Source organism: Micromonospora wenchangensis (assembly GCF_002210435.1).
Lineage (GTDB): Bacteria > Actinomycetota > Actinomycetes > Mycobacteriales > Micromonosporaceae > Micromonospora > Micromonospora wenchangensis.
Genome location: NZ_MZMV01000031.1, coordinates 1 through 19,647, shown reverse-complemented (window position 1 = coordinate 19,647; position 19,647 = coordinate 1). Strand labels below are relative to the sequence as shown.

Sequence of the window (19,647 nt, the reverse complement as noted above, 5' to 3'; positions counted from 1 at the left end):
GCCTCACCGGTACGGGTGGGCCACCAGCACCGGGCAGTGGGCGTGCTGCACCACCGCCTGGCTGACCGAACCCAGCAGCAGGCCGGTGAAACCACCCCGCCCCCGGGTGCCGACGGCCAGCACCGACGCCGTCGCGCTCGCCTCGACCAGGCCCTGCGCCACCCCGACCGCCCGGACCGGATGCTCCCGCAGCACCACGTCCGGGTGGTCGGCGCGCACCGCGGCGGACGCCTCGGCGAGCAGCCGCACCGCGTGCGCCCGGTACCCGGCCTCGGCCTGCTCCGCGTCGGCCCCGTCCCGATCCGGCGGGGTGGGGCCGACGTGCACCAGCACCAGCGGGACCCCCCGCCGGACGGCCTCGGCGGCGGCCTGGTCGGCGGCCATTCCGGCGGCCGGCGAGCCGTCCACGCCCACCAGCACCGGCCCGTCCGGGCTACCCGCGGGGGTCTCCGGGCGCACCACCAGCACCGGGCAGTGCGCGTGCGCGGCGACCTGCGCGCCGACCGAGCCGAGCAGCAACCCGGCGAACCCGCCCAGGCCCCGGCTGCCCACCACCACCAGGCCGGCCCGGCGGGACTCCTCGACCAGGGTCGCGCCGGCCCCACCGGCGACCTGCCGCGCCTGCACGGTCAGCCCCGACCACCTGTCGGCCAGCTCGGCGGCGGTCCGCTCCAACATCCGCTGCGCCTCCTGCGACGGCGCGGGCACCCCCAGGTCGTACGGGTTCAGCGGGACGCCGTACCCGAGCGGGTGCAGGTAGCCGTGCACCAGGTGCAGGGGTACGCCGCGCAGCACCGCCGCGTGGGCGGCCTGCTCCGCGGCGGCCAGGCTGGCCGGCGATCCGTCCACCCCCACCACCACCGGTCGATTCATCAGCCCTCCCAGGATCGGTTCAGCCCTCGTTGCCGGTCCGACCCATTGTCGACGTGCCGGCCCGCCCGCGCCGGCAGGTGACCCGGCCGGGCGTGCCGCCACCACGACGGTCAGGCCGCCGGGCGTCGGACGATCACCAGTGGGCCGTGCCCGTGGTGCAGCACCGCGTGGCTGACCGAACCGAGCAGCATCCCGCCCAGGGCACCGCGGCCGTGCGCGCCGACGACGGTGAGCTGGGCCGACGCCGACTCCTCGACCAGCACCCGGGCCGCCGCGCCGGGCACCAGCCGCCGGGTCACCGGCACGTCCGGATAGCGTTGCGACCAGCCGGCCAGCGCCTCGGCGAGCACCCGTTCCTCCTCGGCGGCGAGCGCCTCCACGTCGTAGACCAGCGGCAGCACGTCACCCGGGCCGATCGGTGCCGGGGTCAGCCAGGCGTGCACGGCCAGCAGTCCGGTGTCGCGCTGCGCCGCCGCGGCGAAGGCGAACCCGAGCGCCTCGGTGGACAGCGCCGACCCGTCCACCCCGACCAGCACCGGGCCGTCGGCCCGTGGTTCACCCCGGACCACCAGCACCGGGCAGTCGGCGCGGGCCGAGACCTGCACCGCCACCGAACCGATCAGCAGCCCGGCGAAGCCGCCCAGTCCCCGGGTGCCGAGCACCACCAGCGCCGCGTCGCGGGCCTCGCGCAGCAGCACCGGGGTCGGCGCGCCGTCGGACAGGTACCCGGTGACGGTCAGCTCCGGGGCGATCTTGCCGGCTTCGGCGACCGCCTCGGTGACGATCCGTTCGGCCTCGTTGCGCAGCCCGCCGTCGGGCGGTCCGACGGGCGCGGGGCCGAGCGGGACGCCGAAGAGCGGCCAGATGAACGCGTGCACCACCCGCAGCGGGCGGTTGCGGGCGACGGCCTCCCGGGCGGCCACCCCGACCGCGTCCAACGCCGATCGGGAACCGTCCACACCCACCACGACGGGGGCACCGGCTCTGTTGGTCATCACGTCCTCCTTCGTCCCTCTCCAGCCTGGTCGGGTCCGGCCCGTCCGGTCAGGGGCGTCCGGCCCCGCCGGTGGGCCCTTGGTCCCGCACCGGACGTTCCCGACCCGGCCCGTCGACCGCGGGGTCGGTGACCGCGACCCGGGTGGGATCGGTGACGGCGGCCGTCGGGACGTCGGTCACCGCGTCGGTGCCGGCGTCGGTGACAGCCCCGGCCGGGGTGCCGGCGGCGGGGTGGCGGCGGGCCAGCCGCAGCACCAGGCCGGGCAGGGCGCTGACCGCCAGGCAGGCCAGCAGGACGGTGGGGGCGAGGGGTTCGGTGCCGAGCAGCATCCGCAGCGGTGGCAGTAGCACCCCGCCGACCTGGAGCAGCGCCGATCCGGCCACGGCGACGAGCAGCCCCGGGTTGGCCCGCCCCGCCCCGGCCGTCCGGGGTGCCCGGACGGCGAGCGCCACCCCGAGTTGGGCCAGGCCCAGCACCACGAACACCACCGACTGCCAGGGCAGCCCGGCGTGGGCGGCGGTCGTCCCGGCGGCCAGCACCACCGCCGCGATCAGCGCCCCGGTGACCAGCACGTCGCGGCCCAGCCCGGCCCCGAGCACCGACTCGCGGGGCGAGCGGGGTGCCCGGCGCAGGGTGCCCGGCTCGGCGGGTTCCGCGCCGAGCGCCACCCCCGGCAGCCCGTGGGTGAGCAGGTTGATCCAGAGGATCTGCGCCGGCAGCAGCGGTACGGGCAGCCCGAACAGCGGGCCCAGCAGCATCACCACGATCTCGGCCACGCCACCGGAGAGGGCGTAGCGCAGGAACCGGCGGATGTTGTCGTAGATCCGCCGGCCCTCGCCGATCGCGACGGTGACGGTGGCCAGGTCGTCGTCGACCAGCACCAGGTCGGCGGCCTGCCGGGCGACCTCGGTGCCGCCGCCCATCGCCACCCCGATGTCGGCGCGGCGCAGCGCCGGGGCGTCGTTGACCCCGTCCCCGGTCATCGCCACCACGTGCCCCCGGGTCTGGAGGTCGGCGATGATGTCCAGCTTCTGTTCCGGCTGGGTGCGGGCGAACACCCGGGCGTGCGGCCCGGCCTGTGTGGCGTCGTCGGTGTCGCCCCGCACCACCGGGTCGCCGGGCTGCCAGAGGCCGAGCCGGCCACCGATCGCGGCGGCGGTCGCCGGATGGTCGCCGGTGACCAGCAGCAGCCGTACCCCGGCGGTGTCGAGACCGCCGGCGATCCCGGCGGCACCGGCCCGCAGCGGGTCACCGACGGCGACCAGCCCCACCGGGCGCAACCCGACCGGTGCGGCCAGGTCGGGTGCCGTGTCGACCAGCGCGGACGCCACCGCGAGCACCCGCAGCCCCTCGGCGGCCAACTCGCGGGCGGCGGTGGTCAGCGTGTCGATCTCCTCGGCGGTGGCGTCCAGCAGGGGCGTGGTCAGCACGTTCTCCGGTGCCCCCTTGCAGACCACGAGGCGCTGGCCGTCGCAGGCCCGGTGCACGGTGAGCATCCGGCGGGTGGCCTGCGCGAACGGGTGCTCGGCCACCCGGGGCCAGGCGTTGCGGGTGGCCGTCGGTTCCAGCCCGCACCGGCCGGCGAAGGCGACCAGGGCCGCCTCCAGCGGGTCACCGACCGCGCCCCAGTCGGGCCGGTCGTCCTGCGGCGGCGACAGCGTCGCGTCGTTGCAGAGCAGCCCGGCGCGGGCCAGCCGGCGCAGGTCCTCCGGCACGGCCACCGGTACGCCGTCGCGGCCCACCCGCCCGTGCGGGGCGTAGCCGACGCCGTCGACGTCGTACCGGGTGCCGTCGGGGGTGACCGCGGTCCGTACCGCCATCCGGCCCTCGGTGAGGGTGCCGGTCTTGTCGGAGGCGATCACCGTCACCGAGCCGAGGGTCGCCACCGCGTGCAGCCGGCGCGGGATGGCCCGGGCCCCGGCCATCCGGCGTGCGCCCAGCGCCAACGCCAGGGTCACCACCGCCGGCAGCGATTCCGGTACGGCCGCCACCACCAGGCTCACCGCCGTCACCGCCATCTCCACCACCGGCCGGCCGCCGGCGACGCCGATCGCGAAGACCAGCCCGGACAGGGCCACCACGACCAGCCCGAGGACCCGGCCGAGCACCGCCAGCCGGCGCTGCAACGGGGTCGGGGCCGGCCGGGTGCCGGCGACCAGCGCGCTGATCCTGCCCAGCGCGGAAGCCGCGCCGATGCGGATCACGGTGCCGGCGGCCCGGCCGGTGGTCACCACCGTGCCGGCCCGTGCCTCCTCGCCGTCGTGGCGTTGCACCGGCACCGACTCGCCGGTCAGCGCCGACTCGTCGACCTGGAACCGGTTGGCCTCGACCAGCCGCAGGTCCGCCGGGACGACGTCACCGGCCTCCACCCGGACCAGGTCGTCGCGGACCAGGTCGGCGGCCGGCAGCACCACGTCCCGGCCGTCGCGTACCACCCGGGCGGTGGGGGCGGAGAGCTGGTCGAGGGCGGCGATGGCCCGGTCGGCGCGCACCTCCTGCACCACCCCGATGACGGTGTTCACCGCCACCACCAGCACGATCACCGCCGTGTCCGGCCAGTCGCCGAGCAGGGTGGTGATCACCGCGGCGGCGAGCAGCAGCGCGACGAGCGGATCGGTGAGCTGGCGCAGCACCCGGCCGACGAGCCACCGTCGGGCCGGCGCGGCGACGGTGTTCGGGCCGTCCGCGCGCAGCCGCGCCGTCGCCTCGGCGGTGGACAGGCCGGTGGTCACCGGCTCCGCGTCGCGGGTGTCGTCCGTCAGCACCGACCCTGCACCGGATGTCGCCACCGGTGGCCTCCCCGTCTCGTCGCGGCGCGTCCCGGGCACGCCGTCCCGGTCCAGGGTCGCGCCCTGCCGGCCGGGCGGGCAGAGGCGATCCGCCGCAGGTCACGGGACCAACGGCCCTGCCGCTCGGCCGCCGACGGGTGTGCCATGGAGGCGACGACCACCGGCGAAGGGCACCCCGATGACCCCTCTGGAGATGCTCACCGAGCACCCCTTCCTCGCCGGGCTGCCGCCGCAGTGGCTGCCCCGGCTGACCGGGTACGCCCGACCGGTGGTCTGGCACCCCGGTCACCGCCTGTTCCGCGCCGGTCAGCCGGCGGAACGGTTCTGGCTGGTCCGGGGCGGCGAGGTGGCGCTGGACTTCCCGGTCCCCGCGCGCGGCGACGTCGGTATCGAGTCGATCGGGGCGGGTGGGGTGCTGGGCTGGTCGTGGCTGTTCCCGCCGTACCGCTGGCAGTTCGGGGCGGTCGCCGTCCGGCGGACCCCGACCGTGGAGTTCACCGCCGAGGGGGTACGCCGGCTGATGGAGTCCGACGACGCCCTGGGTCGGCAGCTCACCACCCGGTTCATGAGCGTGGTGGTGGACCGGCTCCAGGCGTCCCGGGGCCGGCTGCTCGACCTGTACGGCTATCCGACCTCGGCCGCGAGCTGACCCGCGCCCGTGGCGACACCCCCGGCGGCGTCGGCCCGGACCGCTGCGCCGGTGTCGGGGCGGTGCGTGCAGCGGTGACCAGTCCGGCCGGCCGGACGAAGACCGTCCGGCGGGCCACCGCCTCGTCCCGGGCGTCGAGCCGGTAGCCGTCGAGCCAGATCCAGCCGTCGTACGTGGGCCAGTCGAGCACGCGGATCACCCGGAACCGGACCGGCCTGACGAACTGGACGCTGGCCGCGCGGGTCAGCAAGAGCAGGTCGCCCGCCCTCGGCGGGGGCGTGGTCATCGCCGGCCGAACACGCTGCGGTACCGACGCCATGCCCTGATCCGGGTGCGTGCGGCCTCCACCGCCGGGCAGAACCCGGTGCCGGTGCACCGCTCGCACCGCCGGTCGCGGTGCTGGTCCAGGCAGCGCCAGGCCAACTCGATCAGGTACGGCACCGCGCGGTGTCGACACATTGCGCCTCCCGGGGGTGGGGTCGTCGCGGCACCCCGCCCCGCCGAGCCCAGCTCCACCAGGGCGGAGGCACCGCGTCACCGATTCCACACCGCCGATAGCGCCCCTGTCAATTCTGTCAGACGTAGTTTGGCGCAGCCAGATCACGCGCACATGGTTGATCAGGCCGGATTACGCGGGGCAAATTGGGTAGGCAAGCCCATGTCTACCTTGTTGTGCATGGGTGAGCCGGAGGTGCCAGGGCCGCTTGTCGGACCGGCAGAGATGATGGCGATGCTGGGCGTGGGCCGCTCCCGACTGCGCCAGATCGTCGTCCACCCCAAGTTCCCGCGCCCGTTCCAGACGTTGCAGGGCGGCTCGGTGTGGCTGCGGTCCGACGTCGAGGCATACATCCGGGACCACCGGCAGCCCCGCCCGGCGGACGAGGACACCCAGGGCTGACCAGTCCCCGCCGGGTCAGGTGACGGTCAGGCCGCGTTCGGCGAACTGGCCCCGGACCCGGGCCACCAGCTCCGGGGTGGGCGGGGCGGTCTGCGCGAGCGGAAACGTCAGCCCCAGCTCGGCGTACTTGTGCGCGCCGAGGCGGTGGAACGGCAGCACCTCGACCCGCTGCACGGTGGAAAGCCCGGCGACGAAGTCGGCGACGCCCGCGACGTTCTCCTCGGCGTCGGTGAGGCCGGGCACCAGCACGAACCGTACCCAGATCGGGGTGCCCCGGTCGGCGAGCCGGCGGCCGAAGCGCAACGTCGGGGTGACCGACCCGGTGCGGGTGACCCGGCGGTAGGTCGCCGGGTCCCACGACTTGACGTCCAGCAGCACCAGGTCGGTGGCGTCGAGCAGGGCGTCGTCGGCGCGGACCCCGAGGAAGCCGGAGGTGTCCAGCGCGGTGTGCAGGCCCAGGTCGTGGCAGCGGCGCAGCACCTCGCCGGTGAACCGGGGCTGCATCAGCGGCTCGCCGCCGCTGATCGTCACCCCGCCGCCGGCCACCGCGATGAACCGCCGGTACGGCTCGATCTCCGCCATCAGCTCGTCCACCGTGCGGTGCCGGCCGCTGCGCCGGTACCAGGTGTCCGGGCTGTGGCAGTACCGGCAGCGCAGCGGGCAGCCGGCGAGGAACGCCACGAACCGGGTGCCCGGCCCGTCCACCCCCACCGACACGTCCCACGAGTGCACCGCCCCGGTCGGCACGCCGTCGCCCCGCCGGGTGGCGGTGGCGACGGCGTCGCGCGGCCGGACGTTCACAGCGACCCGTGGAAGGTCCGCGACACCACGTCCTCCTGCTGTTCCCGGGTGAGCCGGACGAAGTTCACCGCGTACCCGGACACCCGCACGGTCAACTGCGGGTAGCGCTCCGGGTGCGCCATCGCGTCGACCAGGGTGGCCCGGTCCAGCACGTTGACGTTGAGGTGGAACCCGCCGGCGTCGGTGTAGCCGTCCAGCACCCCGGCCAGGTTGTCGATCCGCTCGTCGCGGGTGTGGCCCAACCCGTCCGGGGTCACCGTCGAGGTCAGCGAGATGCCATCGCGGGCCGCGTCGTACGGCAGCTTCGCCACCGACAGCGCGGCGGCCACCAGCCCGTGGGTGTCCCGGCCGTTCATCGGGTTCGCGCCCGGGGCGAACGGCTCACCGGCCCGCCTGCCGTCCGGGGTGTTGCCGGTGTGCTTGCCGTACACCACGTTCGAGGTGATGGTCAGCACCGACATGGTCAGCTCGGCGTCGCGGTAGGTGCGCTGCCGGCGCAGCTTCGCCGCGAACGTCTCGGTCAGCCACACCGCGATCGCGTCGGCCCGCTCGTCGTTGTTGCCGTACGTCGGCGGTTCACCCTCGACCACGTAGTCGATGGCCAGCCCGGTGTCGTCGCGCAGCACCTTCACCCGGCCGTACCGGATCGCCGCGAGGCTGTCCACCGCCACCGACAGCCCGGCGATGCCGGTGGCCATGAACCGGCGCACCGGGTGGTCGTGCAGGGCCATCTCCAGCCGCTCGTAGGCGTACCTGTCGTGCTGGTGGTGGATCACGTTCAACGCGTCCACGTACGTCTCGGCCAGCCAGTCCAGGGTGCGTTCGTACGCGGCCAGCACCTCGGCGTAGTCGAGGGTCTCCCCGCCGACCGGGGCGGTGGCCGGGGCGACCTGCTCACCGGTGATCTCGTCGCGCCCGCCGTTGATCGCGTACAGCAGGGCCTTGGCGAGGTTGGCGCGGGCGCCGAAGAACTGCATGTCCCGGCCCACCCGCATCGCCGACACGCAGCAGGCGATCGCGGTGTCGTCGTCGTACGCCGGCCGGATCAGGTCGTCGTTCTCGTACTGGATGGCGCTGGTGTCCAGCGACACCTGGGCGCAGAACCGCTTGAACCCGACGGGCAGCCGGGGCGACCAGAGCACCGTCAGGTTCGGCTCCGGCGCGGGACCGAGGTTGTAGAGGGTCTGCAGGTAGCGGAAGCTGGTCCGGGTGACCAGCGGCCGGCCGTCGGCACCCATCCCGCCGAGGGCCTCGGTGACCCAGGTCGGGTCGCCGGAGAAGAGCTGGTCGTACTCGGGGGTGCGCAGGAACCTGACGATCCGCAGCTTGATCACGACGTCGTCGACCAGCTCCTGGGCGTCCATCTCGGTCAGCCGCCCCTCGGCGAGGTCCCGCCGCAGGTAGACGTCGACGAACCCGGCGGTACGTCCCAGCGACATCGCCGCGCCGTTCTGCTCCTTGGTGGCGGCCAGGTAGGCGAAGTACAACCACTGGATCGCCTCCCGGCCGGTGGTGGCCGGGCCGGCGATGTCGTAGCCGTAGCTTGCCGCCATCTGCGCCAGCTCGCCGAGGGCCCGGATCTGCTCGGCCAGCTCCTCCCGGTCCCGGATCACCTCGTCGGTCGACGGCCGGTCGTCAAGCGCCGCCTTGAGCGCCTTACGCTCGGCGACCAGCCGGTCCACCCCGTACAGCGCCACCCGCCGGTAGTCGCCGATGATCCGCCCCCGCCCGTACGCGTCGGGCAGCCCGGTGATGACGTGCGAGCGGCGCGCGGCGAGCACGTCGGCCGGGTACGCGTCGAACACCGCGTCGTTGTGCGTCCTGCGGTACGTGGTGAAGATCCGGTGCACCTGCGGGTCGGCGGGGTAGCCGTACGCCTTCAGCGCGGTCTCCACCATCCGCAGCCCACCGTTGGGCATGATGGCCCGGCGCAGCGGCGCGTCGGTCTGCAACCCGACGATCAGCTCCCGCTCCCGGTCGATGTACCCGGGGGCGTGCGCGGTGATGGTGGACGGGGTGGCGGCGTCGATGTCGTACACGCCGCGGCGGCGCTCCTCGACGAACATCGACTTCAGCGTGCCCCAGACCTCCAGGGTGCGGCAGGTGGGCCCGGTGAGGAACGACGCGTCCCCGGTGTAGGGCTCGTGGTTGTCCCGGACGAAGGCGGCCACGTCGACGGTGTCGCGCCAGGCGTCGCCGGTGAAGCCGCGCCACGGGTCGAGATGTGCGGTGCCGGTCATGATCGGTCCTTCCGCGCTGGTCGGGTCCGGCGGCCTGGGCCGCCGGGGTGTTGCGCCTGCACCATCAGCCTCGTCGGGTCGATCCGTCCCGGGCAGAGGCGCAGGACCACCCCGGCCCGGGACCAAAGACCCCCGGCGGCCGGTCAGCGCCGCACGACGAGCCGCTGGGCGCGCAGCAGCCGCGCCCACCACGGCCGGGGCGTCGCCGGGCGCAGCGCGGGCACCCGCGCGCCGCGCAGGCTGACCCAGCCGCCGGGCCCCATGGTGACCGTGCCGATCGCCGGTGGCCGACGCCGCGCCACCACCGCCACGCCCGCGGTGAGCACGGCGACGGCGGCGGCACCGGCCGCGGCGGCGAGCACCCGGTCCGGGTCGGGCAGCGCCCGGTAGCGGACCCGCCCGTCAACGGACACGAACGCCCCGACGGCCCGCCCGTCGCGGGTCACCGGCACCAGCGCGGCGGCCGGTGAACCGGGCAGCGCCAGCACCGGACCCACCGGCCCGGCCGTCGTCGTCCCGGTCGCCTCCACCGGGGTACGCGGCACCGGCGGCGGGCCCAGCGTGGCGGGACCGGTCGGGTTGAAGATCGCGGTCATGGTGCTGCCTCCTATCGGCTGTCGGACGTGCCGGTGCCGGCGGCGACGGCGGCCCGGCCCGCCGCGAGCCGGGCGACCGGCACCCGGTACGGCGAGCACGAGACGTAGTCCAGGCCGGCGTCGGCGAAGAACGCCACCGAGTCGGGGTCGCCGCCGTGCTCGCCGCAGACCCCGACGGTCAACTCCGGGCGGGTGGCCCGCCCCTGTGCCACGGCCAGCCGCACGAGCTGACCCACCCCGGCGGTGTCGAGGCTCTCGAACGGCGACACCTCGAAGATCCCCCGCTCCAGGTACGCCCCGAAGAACGACCCCTCCACGTCGTCGCGGGAGAACGCCCAGGTGAGCTGGGTCAGGTCGTTGGTGCCGAAGGAGAAGAAGTGCGCCTGGGTGGCGATCTGTCCGGCGGTCAGCGCCGCCCGGGGCACCTCGATCATCGTGCCGATCGGGACGGCCGGCGCGTCCGGCACCGTGGCGAGTACCCGTTCGGCCTCCGCCCGGACGACGGCCAGCTCCCGCACGTCACCCACCAGCGGCACCATGATCTCCGGTCGGGGGTCGCCGCCGTCGCGGACCCGCTGCGCCGCCGCCTCGGCCACCGCCCGCACCTGCATGGCGAACAACCCGGGCACCACCAGCCCGAGGCGCACCCCGCGCAGCCCCAGCATCGGGTTGGCCTCGTGCATCCGGCGGACCGCCGCCAGCAGCTCCCCGTCGCGTCCCGGGTCCCGGCCCGACGCCTCGGTGCGGGCGACCCGCGCGGTCAGCTCGTGCAGCGGCGGCAGGAACTCGTGCAGCGGCGGGTCGATCAGCCGGATCGTCACCGGCAGGCCGTCCATAGCGGCGAGCAGTTCGGTGAAGTCGGCCCGCTGCAACGGCAGCAGCGCCGCCAGCGCCCCGGCCACCGCGTCCGGGCCGTCGGCCAGGATCAGCCGTTCCACCAGTTCCCGCCGTCCGCCGAGGAACATGTGCTCGGTGCGGCACAGCCCGATGCCGGCGGCACCGAGCGCGCGGGCCCGGCGGGCGTCGGCGGCGGTGTCCGCGTTGGCCCGCACCCCGAGCCGACGGACCGCGTCGGCGTGCCCGAGCAGCCGGTGCACCGCCGCCACCAGCGGGTCGGCCTGCGGGGCCAGCTCACCGGCGAGGTACCGGGCGACGGGGGAGGGCTGCACCGGCACCGCACCCGGGTAGACCCGGCCGGTGGTCCCGTCGATCGAGATCACCTCGCCGGCCCGGACGACCCGGTCGCCGACGGTGAACTCGCCCCGCTGCGGGTCGATGACCAGGGCGTCCGCGCCGCAGACGCAGGTGCGGCCCATGCCCCGGGCCACCACGGCGGCGTGCGAGGTCTTCCCGCCCCGCGCGGTGAGCACCCCGGCGGCGGCGATCATGCCGGGCAGGTCGTCCGGGTTGGTCTCCCGACGCACCAGGATCACCGGCCCGTCGGCGGCGGTCGCGGCGGCCGAGTCGAACACCACCCGACCCGCCGCCGCCCCCGGCGACGCCCCCACCCCGACGGTGAGCGGCGTCGGCGCGCCGGCCAGGTCGAACGCGGGGAACATCAACTGGTCCAACTGCGCGCCGCTGACCCGGCACAACGCCTCGTCCAGGGTGATCAGACCCTCGTCGACGAGCTGGGCGGCGATCACGAACGCGGCGGCGGCGGTCCGCTTGCCGACCCGGGTCTGCAACATCCACAGCCTGCCGCGTTCGATGGTGAACTCCACGTCGCACAGGTCCCGGTAGTGCCGCTCCAGCGTCGCCATGATGCCGGTGAGCTGCCGGAAGCTCGCCGGGTCGAGCCGGGCCAGCTCGGGCAGGGCGACGGTGTTGCGGATGCCGGCCACCACGTCCTCGCCCTGGGCGTCGGGCAGGTAGTCGCCGTACACGCCGGGCAGGCCGGTGGCCGGGTCGCGGGTGAACGCCACCCCGGTGCCGGAGTCCGGGCCGAGGTTGCCGAAGACCATCGCCATCACGTTGACGGCGGTGCCCAGGTCGTCGGGGATGTGCTCCCGCCGCCGGTAGATCCGGGCCCGCGCCGAGTTCCACGACGCGAACACCGAGCACACGGCCTGCCGCAACTGCTCCTGCGGGGACTGCGGGAACTCGTGCCCCACCACCCGCAGGAAGATCTTCTGGTACGTCGACACCAGGTCGCGTAGCTGCGCCGCGTCCGGCCCGTCCGGGCCGGCGGTGGCCCGCAGGGCGGCCCACTCGTGGTCGAACTCCTCCGCCGGCACCCCGTGCACGGTCCGGCCGAACATCTGGATCAACCGCCGGTACGAGTCCCAGGCGAACCGGGCGTCCCCGGTGCGGGCGGCCAGCCCCGCCACGGTGACGTCGGTCAGCCCGATGTCCAGGATCGTCTCCATCATCCCGGGCATCGAGTACCGGCCGCCGGAACGCACCGCCAGCAGCAGCGGGTCGTGCGGGTCACCGAGCCGCCGCCCCACCTGCTCCTCGACCCGCCGCAGGTGGGTGTCGACCTCCGCGAACAGCCCGGCGGGCGGCGACCCGGTGGCCAGGTACGCCCGGCAGGCGTCGGTGCCGACGGTGAAGCCCGGTGGCACCGGCAACCCCAGCCGGGTCATCTCGGCGAGGTTGGCGCCCTTGCCGCCGAGCAGGTCGGCCCTGCTGCGGTCCCCCTCGATGAAGTCGTAGACGTACCTGGTCATGGCCCCGGCCTCCACTCCACTCGCCGGTCGGACCTGTCCCCTCGTTGGTAGCAACCCCGGGGAGCCCACCGGCAGGGCCGGACGGTACGCCGACCGGGCCACAGGTCCCGACGTGTCGGTGCCGGTGCGTATCCTCCGGCGGTGACCGCCGATGTGTCCCTGCGCCCGGTGCGCGACGACGACCTGCCGCACTTCTTCGCCCACGAGCAGGACCCGGAGGCGGCCTGGATGGCGGCGTTCGGCCCGGCCGATCCGACCGACCGGGCGGTGTTCGACGCGCACTGGGCCCGCATCCGCGCCGACCCGACCGTGGTCAACCGCACCGTGGTCGTCGACGGCGCGGTGGTCGGGCACGTGGCGGCCTTCCCGGTGGGCGAACACACCGAGGTCAGCTACTGGATCGACCCGCGCCGGTGGGGGCGCGGCCACGCCACCGCCGCGCTGACCGCCCTGCTGCGGGAGCTGCCGCACCGGCCGTTGCGCGCCCGCGCCGCGAAGGACAACCGGGCCTCCCTGGCGGTGCTGCGCAAGTGCGGCTTCGTCGTCGTCGGCGAGGATTCGGGGTTCGCCGCCGGCCGGGGCGTCGAGGTCGAGGAATGGCTGCTGGAGCTGCCCGCCGTCCCCGCTGACCAGGGCGGGCACTAGTCTCGCCTGGTGAACTGGCTCGAACTCGTCGGCTGGGCCGGCTCCGCGCTGCTGGTCTGGTCGCTGCTACAGACGCGCATCCTGCGGCTGCGCGCCCTCAACCTGGTCGGCTGCCTGATCCTGATCGGCTACAACGCCGCCGTGCAGGTCTGGCCGATGGTCGGCCTCAACGTGGTGCTCGCCGTGATCAACGTGTGGTACCTGCGGAGGATGCTGGCCACCCGGCACGACGACCGCGCCTACCAGGTGGTCGAGGTGGGCGTCGGCGACCAGTTCCTGGCCCACACGCTGCGGGTGCACGCCGCCGACATCGCCAGGTTCAACCCCGACTTCCGGCCACCCCCGGCCGACGCGGACCGGTCGGCCTTCCTGGTGGTACGCGACGACGAGGTGGTCGGGGTGGTGCTGGCGCACGCCGAGGCGGACGGCATCGCCCAGATCGACCTGGACTACGTCACCCGCCGCTTCCGCGACTTCACCCCCGGCGAGTTCGTCTACCGCCGCAGCAGCCTGTTCACCGACCGGGGGTTCCGCCGGGTGGTCAGCCCACCCGGCATGGTCGCCCCCTACTACCACCGGCTCGGCTTCCGCCCCGAGGGCGACGCGTACGTCCTCGACCTGACGCCCGCCACCGCCGGACGCGGCTGACCGCACGGGCCGGCGCACCGGTCGGACCGCCGCCGGTCACCGGTCGCGGCCACCGGGAGGATTCGCGGACCGCGCGGTTGGGCACAGACTGGGCTACGCCGGGCGGGTCCTCCGTCCGGCGGCGTCGGCGGTGTCGCCGACGCCCACCGCCTGAGGGAGAGTGCCGGGCGTGCAGAGCTACTGGAGCCAGTTGGCCCTGGTCGGAGTCCTGGTGGTGCTCAACGCGATCTTCGCGGGCAGCGAGATGGCGCTGGTGTCGCTGCGGGACAGCCAAGTGCAGCGGCTGGAACGCTCCAGCCGCGCCGGCCGGGTGCTCGCCCGGCTCGCCAAGGACCCGAACCGCTTCCTCGCCACCATCCAGATCGGCATCACCCTGGCCGGGTTCCTCGCCTCGGCCGCCGCCGCGGTCTCCCTGGCCAGGCCGCTGGTGCCGCTGCTCGGGTTCCTCGGCGGGGCCGCCGAGACGGTGGCCATCGTGCTGGTCACCCTGGTCCTGACCTTCGTCACCCTGGTCTTCGGTGAGCTGGCCCCCAAGCGGATCGCGATGCAGCGCGCCGAACGGTGGGCGCTGCTGGTGGCCCGCCCCCTGGACATCCTGTCCAGTTTCACCCGCCCGGCGGTGTGGCTGCTCGGCGCCACCAGCGACCTGGTGGTCCGCCTCGCCGGGGTCGACCCGAAGCACCAGCCCGACGAGATCGGCCCGGACGAGCTGCGCGACATCGTCGCCGGCAACCACGGCTTCACCAAGGAGCAACGCACGATCATCGCCGGCGCGGTGGAGATCGCCGACCGGCAGTTGCGCGCGGTGCTCGTACCCCGGTTGCAGGTCTTCACGCTCGACAGCGGCACCACCGCGGAGGCCGCCCGGCTGCTGCTGGCCGCCACCGGCCACTCCCGGGCCCCGGTGGTCCGCCACGGCGGCCTCGACGACGCGGTCGGCGTGATCCACCTGCGCGACCTGGTGGGGGTGCCGGACGACCGGCCGGTCGACGACTGCGCCCGCCCGCCGATGCTGCTGCCCGACTCGCTGCCGGTGGTCGACGCACTGCGCCAGTTCAAGGCCGAACGGCAGCACATCGCCCTGGTGGTCGACGAGCGGGGCGCGGTCGACGGCATCGTCACCCTGGAGGACATCCTGGAGGAGATCGTCGGGGAGATCTACGACGAGACCGACCGGGACGTCCGCGCGGTACGCACCGAGGACGACGGGTCGCTGGTGCTGCCCGGCACCTTCCCCGTGCACGACCTGACCGACATCGGCGTCGAGGTGCCCAACCGGCCCGCCGGTGACTACACCACCGTCGCCGGCATGGTGCTGTCCTGCCTCGGGCACATCCCCACCGTCGCCGGGGAGCAGGTCACCATCGACGACTGGGAGATCACCGTCACCGGCGTCGACCAGCGCGCCATCACCCAGATCCGGCTGCACCACGCCCCGACCGCGACCCCCGCCGAGGAACCGGAACCCGTGCCCGACGAAGCCCACGCCTGACCCGACCGGGGTCAGTCCGGGGGCGTCGGGTCGCCGAACGGGAAACCCGGCACCGGCGGACGCAACTGCACCTGGTCGGCGGGGACCTGCCTGGTGTCCCGGCTCAACGCCCGCGCGGTCACCCGGATCACCCACGGCCCCGACGGGTGCCGCTGCGCCCCGATCAACCGGCCCCACACCCGGCTCCACCAGTGCCCGGTCACCAGCACGTCGGTCAGCCGCAGCCGGCCGTCCGGGAAGTCCCCCCGCACCACCACGTCCACCACCCGCCCCAGCCGCCGGCCGTGCAGGTCGTACGCGGTGCGCCCGAGCAGCTCACCCACTCGCACGGTCGGCCCCCGGAATCCGGTCGATCAGGTGCCGCCGCAGCCACGTCTCCACCGGTGGGCGGGGCAGCTCGTCGGCGCGGGCCCGCAGCCGGACCGCGCTGTCGATCCGGGCCACCTGGCCGAACGGGATGCGCAGCGGAGCCGACGCCTCCTCGGTGAACCGGTCGGCGAGCGCCACCAGCAGCCGCCCGACCCGGCCACCGATCCGCCGCCCCAGCGCGCCCTGCCCGGTCAGCAGGTACGCCACGTACGGCAGGCCCCCCTCGTCGACGGCGAACTCGACGTCGTCGACCTTGCCCAGCAGCAGCCCGTCGGCGTCGACGATCTGCCGGTCGAGCAGTTGCCGGCCGAGCTGGACCCTCACCGCCCCATCCCCGTCCCCACCGCCAGCGGGACCGCCGCCACCGACGCCGCCACGATCACCAGCAGGAACACCGCACCGAGCAGGTTCAGCCACGGCCCGTTCACGTCGTCACCCAGGTACGTCCGGTCGTTGGCGACGACCAGGATCGGCAGGTACGTCAACGGCAGCACCACCGCGCTGGCGACCAGCATGTACTCGGTCAGCCGCACCGGGTCGACGGTGGTGGACAGCAGCAGCGTCGCGGCCAGCACGCTGACCAGCAGCACGCTGTGGAACCGGGCGGCCTCCCGGGGGCTGACCCGCTTGCCCCACTGCCAGCCGAAGTACTGCGCCGCCGCGTACGCCGCCGACAGCCCCGTCTCCAACGCGGCCCCGAACGTCACCGCGAAGAACGCCAGCGCGGCCACCGCCAGCCCCACCCCGCCGAACGCCAGCACCACCGGCTCGGCGACCTGGTCGAGGGTCGACAGCGACACCCCGGCCGGGTGGAACACCACGGTGGCCGTGGCGATCAGCGACAACGCCAGCAGACCGCCGACCGGGAAACCGATCAGCACGCTCGACCGGGCGTCGGCCAGGTCGGCGGCGCTCCAGTTCTCCTCCACCCCGCCGGAGGAGAAGAAGAACACCTCGTACGGGCTGACCGTGGAGGCGAACAGCGCCACCGCCACGAACCAGTACGCCCCCGAGCCCTGCCCGGCCGTGTCGGGGTGCAGGGCGTCGTGGCCGAGCGCCGCCCAGTCCGTCGGCAGCCAGAACAGCGCCACGGTGAAGACCAGCAGGGTCAGCCCGGCCAGCCCGAACACCCGCTCCATGAGCTGGAACCGCATCCGCCACAGCACCAGCCAGACCGCGAACGCCGCGACCGGCACCCACAGCAGGTAACTCACCCGGGAGGCCAGTTGCAGGGCCAGCGCCACCCCGCCCAGTTCGGCGGCCAGGGTCAGTACCGTGACCAGGTAGGACGCCGCCAGGTTGAGCAGCGCCACCCGGGGACCCAACCGCTCCCGGACCAGGTCGAACACCGCCCGGCCGCTGACCGCCGCGATCCGGCCGGCCATTTCCGCGTACGCGCAGATGCCGACCACGCCGAGCAGCAGCACCCAGGCGTGCGCCATGCCGAAGCGTGCCCCCGCCTGGCTCGCCGCCACCAGGTCGCCGATGTCGACGAAACCGCCGATGGCCGACAGCACCCCGAGGGTGGCGGCGAGGAGCTTCCTCACGTGCGGACGGGATCGGCGGCGGTCATCGAGGCGACGATATCGGCGCGGTGACCCTCATACCGGGCGAACCGGGCAGGCTGCCGCTCCCGCCCGGCGGGTCAGTTCCGGCTGAGGTTCTGCAACCGCACCTGACCCCGCGACACCAACCGCCCCCCCGCGTCGGTGATCTCCACCTGCCAGAGCTGCTGGCTGCGCCCCCGGTGCACCGGGGTGCCCACGGCCACCAGCTCGCCCTCGCGGACCGCGCGCAGGAAGTCCGTCTGGTTGGAGACCCCGACCACGCTGCCCCGGTCACCCAGCCAGAGCGTGCCGCCCACACTGCCGACCGTCTCCACCACCGCGCAGTAGACCCCGCCGTGCAGGATGCCGGCCGGCTGGTGCAGCTCGGGCCGCACCTTCCACCGGATGACCACCCGGTCCCCGCTGGCCTCGTCGAACGTCAGCCCCAGCAGACCGACCAGGCCGTCCGTCATCTCCGGGATCTCCACGGCTGTTCCTCCTCGTCGCACCGGCCCGGCCAGCCTAGCCGCGCCGCCCCGGCGGCAAACCCGGTACGGCCCCAGGTCGGCGATGGGGGAGAATCGGTGACCGTGACCGACAGCAACCTCCCGCACGGGCGGGACTCCCTGACCGAAGACCTGCGGTGGCGCGGCCTGATCCAGGACTCCACCGGCCCCGACGAGCTGCGCGACCTGCTCGACGGCGGGGCGGCCACCTTCTACGTGGGCTTCGATCCGACCGCGCCCAGCCTGCACGTCGGCCACCTCATGCAGGTCACCACCGCCCGCCGGCTCCAACTCGCCGGGCACCGGCCGCTGCTGCTGGTGGGCGGTGCCACCGGCCAGATCGGCGACCCGAAGGAGAGCGCCGAGCGCACCCTCAACCCGCCCGAGGTGGTGGCCGGCTGGGTGCAGCGCATCCGTGACCAGCTCGCGCCCTTCGTGTCGTACACCGGGCAGAACGCGGCGCAACTGGTCAACAACCTGGAGTGGACCGGCGAGATGTCGGTGGTCGAGTTCCTGCGGGACGTCGGCAAGCACTTCCCGGTCAACAAGATGCTGGCCCGCGAGGTGGTGCGGGCCCGGCTGGAGACCGGCATCAGCTTCACCGAGTTCAGCTACCAGCTCCTGCAGGCCAACGACTTCTTCGAGCTGCACCGGCGGCACGGCTGCCAGCTCCAGTACGGCGGCTCCGACCAGTGGGGCAACATCACCGCCGGCGTCGACTACGTCCGCCGCCGGGGGGCCGGCCCCGTGCAGGCCTTTACCACGCCTCTGGTCACCCGCTCCGACGGCACCAAGTTCGGCAAGACCGAGGGCGGCGCGGTCTGGCTCGACCCGGAGATGACCAGCCCGTACGCCTTCTACCAGTTCTGGGTCAACGCCGACGACCGGGACGTCACCCGCTACCTGCGCTACTTCAGCTTCCGCTCCCGCGAGGAGCTGGAGGCGCTGGAGAAGGAGACGGCGGAACGGCCGGCGGCCCGGGTCGCCCAACGGGCCCTCGCCGAGGAACTCACCACCCTGGTCCACGGCGCGGAGGAGACCCGGCAGGCCGTCGCCGCCAGCCAGGCGCTCTTCGGCCGGGGCTCGCTCGACGAGTTGGCCCCGGAGACGCTGCGGGCCGCGCTGACCGAGGCCGGCCTGGTGCAGCTCACCGGCGAACTCCCCGACGTGGCCGGGCTGCTGCGCGACTCGGGGCTGGTCGGCGGGCTCAAGGAGGCCCGTCGGGTGATCACCGAGGGCGGCGCGTACGTGAACAACACCCGGGTCACCGACGTCGACGCCACCGTCGACCGGGCCGACCTGCTGCACGGGCGCTACCTGGTGCTGCGCCGGGGCAAGCGCTCCTTCGCCGGGGTCGAGCTGCGTCCCTGACCCGGTCGGCCCCGGCGTGTGGAGGGCTGTTCACGCCGGTCGGGGCGCTGTTGCCGACCGTCCCGGGCGGGGCCGTCCGCCGAGGACCATCCCTGGGCGGACGGCCCTCGCCCGGGGACGGAGGGCGTCGGACCGCTGTGCCGACCGGCAGCACGACCCCGTCCTCGCCGTTCTCGGCCGGTCCCGTCCGTCCCCCGGTGGGTGGCCCGGCGAGGACGGCCTCCGACGGATGGCCCCGCTCGACGGGTGGTCCCGCACGTCGGGCGGACCGGTGTGCCGCAGTGTGACGTGCGACGCGTCCGCCGGATTTGACGATCATCTCGGCGGACGCGTAACTTTCTCTCTGCCAGCGCGGAACGGACGAACCGGGGCGAACACCCCGAAGGCCGGAGCGCGGTGTGAGGCACCGGCTTCGCGGGGTTGTCCTTCGCGGAGTACGGACCGGGCGGTGCCCGGATCGACCCGGGGGGTCGATTTGGTGAGGCGAAACCGACCGGGTAGTGTGTGACGCCGGCAGGGAACCGGGCAAGCGTGCGGGTGACCGCACCGGCCGG

General features: G+C 74.5%; 19 protein-coding genes. 6 read left to right on the top strand and 13 right to left on the bottom strand.

Annotated features, from left to right (window positions below):
- Positions 1-3 precede the first annotated feature (3 nt).
- The 3 genes from B5D80_RS18665 to B5D80_RS18655 all read right to left on the bottom strand — a co-directional run bounded on the left by B5D80_RS18665 (position 4) and on the right by B5D80_RS18655 (position 4,635).
- Positions 4-873, bottom strand: coding sequence for a universal stress protein (locus tag B5D80_RS18665; protein WP_088645169.1), 870 nt, complete (start codon positions 871-873; stop codon positions 4-6).
- A gap of 110 nt (positions 874-983) precedes the next feature.
- Positions 984-1,868: a universal stress protein gene (locus B5D80_RS18660; protein WP_088645168.1), complete on the bottom strand. Its 885-nt coding sequence runs from the start codon at positions 1,866-1,868 to the stop codon at positions 984-986.
- A gap of 49 nt (positions 1,869-1,917) precedes the next feature.
- Positions 1,918-4,635, bottom strand: coding sequence for a cation-translocating P-type ATPase (locus B5D80_RS18655; protein ID WP_245854747.1), 2,718 nt, complete (start codon positions 4,633-4,635; stop codon positions 1,918-1,920).
- 202 nt (positions 4,636-4,837) lie between these two features.
- Here B5D80_RS18655 and B5D80_RS18650 point away from each other — a divergent pair, with 202 nt between their 5' ends.
- Positions 4,838-5,308, top strand: a complete 471-nt coding sequence (locus B5D80_RS18650) for a cyclic nucleotide-binding domain-containing protein (RefSeq protein WP_088645166.1) — start codon at positions 4,838-4,840, stop codon at positions 5,306-5,308.
- Here B5D80_RS18650 and B5D80_RS34430 read toward each other — a convergent pair.
- Positions 5,223-5,594, bottom strand: a complete 372-nt coding sequence (locus tag B5D80_RS34430; protein WP_088645165.1) for a hypothetical protein — start codon at positions 5,592-5,594, stop codon at positions 5,223-5,225. The two genes, B5D80_RS18650 and B5D80_RS34430, sit on opposite strands and share 86 nt — an antisense overlap.
- Positions 5,591-5,767: a hypothetical protein gene (locus B5D80_RS33405; RefSeq protein WP_158224215.1), complete on the bottom strand. Its 177-nt coding sequence runs from the start codon at positions 5,765-5,767 to the stop codon at positions 5,591-5,593. Before B5D80_RS33405 ends, B5D80_RS34430 begins: the two co-directional genes overlap by 4 nt.
- 217 nt (positions 5,768-5,984) lie before the next feature.
- Here B5D80_RS33405 and B5D80_RS18640 point away from each other — a divergent pair, with 217 nt between their 5' ends.
- On the top strand, positions 5,985-6,206 hold the full coding sequence (locus tag B5D80_RS18640; protein ID WP_204961429.1) for a helix-turn-helix transcriptional regulator: 222 nt from the start codon (positions 5,985-5,987) through the stop codon (positions 6,204-6,206).
- Between the two features lie 15 nt (positions 6,207-6,221).
- On the opposite strand, the gene pflA is transcribed toward B5D80_RS18640, so the two are convergent.
- The 4 genes from pflA to ppdK form a co-directional block, all read right to left on the bottom strand.
- On the bottom strand, positions 6,222-7,007 hold the full coding sequence (pflA, locus tag B5D80_RS18635; RefSeq protein ID WP_245854745.1) for a pyruvate formate-lyase-activating protein: 786 nt from the start codon (positions 7,005-7,007) through the stop codon (positions 6,222-6,224).
- Positions 7,004-9,247, bottom strand: coding sequence for a formate C-acetyltransferase (gene pflB, locus B5D80_RS18630; RefSeq protein ID WP_088645164.1), 2,244 nt, complete (start codon positions 9,245-9,247; stop codon positions 7,004-7,006). Before pflB ends, pflA begins: the two co-directional genes overlap by 4 nt.
- Before the next feature lie 143 nt (positions 9,248-9,390).
- Positions 9,391-9,843 (bottom strand): hypothetical protein, encoded by a 453-nt coding sequence (locus tag B5D80_RS18625; RefSeq protein WP_088645163.1) that lies wholly within the window; start codon positions 9,841-9,843, stop codon positions 9,391-9,393.
- Positions 9,844-9,854: 11 nt separating this feature from the next.
- Positions 9,855-12,515, bottom strand: a complete 2,661-nt coding sequence (gene ppdK / locus B5D80_RS18620; protein ID WP_088645229.1) for a pyruvate, phosphate dikinase — start codon at positions 12,513-12,515, stop codon at positions 9,855-9,857.
- Positions 12,516-12,656: 141 nt separating this feature from the next.
- On the opposite strand from ppdK, the gene B5D80_RS18615 reads away from it, so the two are divergent.
- From B5D80_RS18615 to B5D80_RS18605, 3 genes are all read left to right on the top strand, one after another.
- Entirely contained in the window at positions 12,657-13,160 is a 504-nt protein-coding gene (locus B5D80_RS18615; RefSeq protein WP_088645162.1) for a GNAT family N-acetyltransferase, read from the top strand.
- A 9-nt stretch (positions 13,161-13,169) separates the two neighbouring features.
- Positions 13,170-13,808, top strand: coding sequence for a YgjV family protein (locus tag B5D80_RS18610; RefSeq protein WP_088645161.1), 639 nt, complete (start codon positions 13,170-13,172; stop codon positions 13,806-13,808).
- Between the two features lie 169 nt (positions 13,809-13,977).
- Positions 13,978-15,300 (top strand): hemolysin family protein, encoded by a 1,323-nt coding sequence (locus B5D80_RS18605; protein ID WP_088645228.1) that lies wholly within the window; start codon positions 13,978-13,980, stop codon positions 15,298-15,300.
- An 11-nt stretch (positions 15,301-15,311) separates the two neighbouring features.
- Here the strand turns inward: B5D80_RS18605 and B5D80_RS18600 are convergent, their stop codons facing one another.
- The 4 genes from B5D80_RS18600 to B5D80_RS18585 form a co-directional block, all read right to left on the bottom strand.
- Positions 15,312-15,629, bottom strand: coding sequence for a hypothetical protein (locus B5D80_RS18600; RefSeq protein ID WP_088645160.1), 318 nt, complete (start codon positions 15,627-15,629; stop codon positions 15,312-15,314).
- Complete coding sequence (locus B5D80_RS18595) at positions 15,616-15,993, bottom strand: hypothetical protein (protein ID WP_088645159.1); 378 nt, start codon at positions 15,991-15,993, stop codon at positions 15,616-15,618. Before B5D80_RS18595 ends, B5D80_RS18600 begins: the two co-directional genes overlap by 14 nt.
- Positions 15,990-17,216 carry an NRAMP family divalent metal transporter gene (locus tag B5D80_RS18590; RefSeq protein ID WP_088645158.1) on the bottom strand — a complete coding sequence of 409 codons (1,227 nt, stop codon included), beginning with the start codon at positions 17,214-17,216 and terminating at the stop codon, positions 15,990-15,992. Before B5D80_RS18590 ends, B5D80_RS18595 begins: the two co-directional genes overlap by 4 nt.
- A 98-nt stretch (positions 17,217-17,314) precedes the next feature.
- Positions 17,315-17,689: a PaaI family thioesterase gene (locus B5D80_RS18585; protein WP_211291573.1), complete on the bottom strand. Its 375-nt coding sequence runs from the start codon at positions 17,687-17,689 to the stop codon at positions 17,315-17,317.
- A 117-nt stretch (positions 17,690-17,806) separates the two neighbouring features.
- On the opposite strand from B5D80_RS18585, the gene tyrS reads away from it, so the two are divergent.
- Positions 17,807-19,093: a tyrosine--tRNA ligase gene (gene tyrS / locus B5D80_RS18580; RefSeq protein ID WP_088645227.1), complete on the top strand. Its 1,287-nt coding sequence runs from the start codon at positions 17,807-17,809 to the stop codon at positions 19,091-19,093.
- The last annotated feature ends 554 nt before the right edge of the window (positions 19,094-19,647 follow it).

Coding starts and splice junctions, on each gene's coding strand:
- B5D80_RS18665 (WP_088645169.1), bottom strand. CDS start 873: ATGAATCGACCGGTGGTGGTGGGGGTGGACGGATCGCCGGCCAGCCTG.
- B5D80_RS18660 (WP_088645168.1), bottom strand. CDS start 1,868: ATGACCAACAGAGCCGGTGCCCCCGTCGTGGTGGGTGTGGACGGTTCC.
- B5D80_RS18650 (WP_088645166.1), top strand. CDS start 4,838: ATGACCCCTCTGGAGATGCTCACCGAGCACCCCTTCCTCGCCGGGCTG.
- B5D80_RS34430 (WP_088645165.1), bottom strand. CDS start 5,594: ATGACCACGCCCCCGCCGAGGGCGGGCGACCTGCTCTTGCTGACCCGC.
- B5D80_RS33405 (WP_158224215.1), bottom strand. CDS start 5,767: ATGTGTCGACACCGCGCGGTGCCGTACCTGATCGAGTTGGCCTGGCGC.
- B5D80_RS18640 (WP_204961429.1), top strand. CDS start 5,985: ATGGGTGAGCCGGAGGTGCCAGGGCCGCTTGTCGGACCGGCAGAGATG.
- pflB (WP_088645164.1), bottom strand. CDS start 9,247: ATGACCGGCACCGCACATCTCGACCCGTGGCGCGGCTTCACCGGCGAC.
- B5D80_RS18625 (WP_088645163.1), bottom strand. CDS start 9,843: ATGACCGCGATCTTCAACCCGACCGGTCCCGCCACGCTGGGCCCGCCG.
- ppdK (WP_088645229.1), bottom strand. CDS start 12,515: ATGACCAGGTACGTCTACGACTTCATCGAGGGGGACCGCAGCAGGGCC.
- B5D80_RS18585 (WP_211291573.1), bottom strand. CDS start 17,689: ATGACGGACGGCCTGGTCGGTCTGCTGGGGCTGACGTTCGACGAGGCC.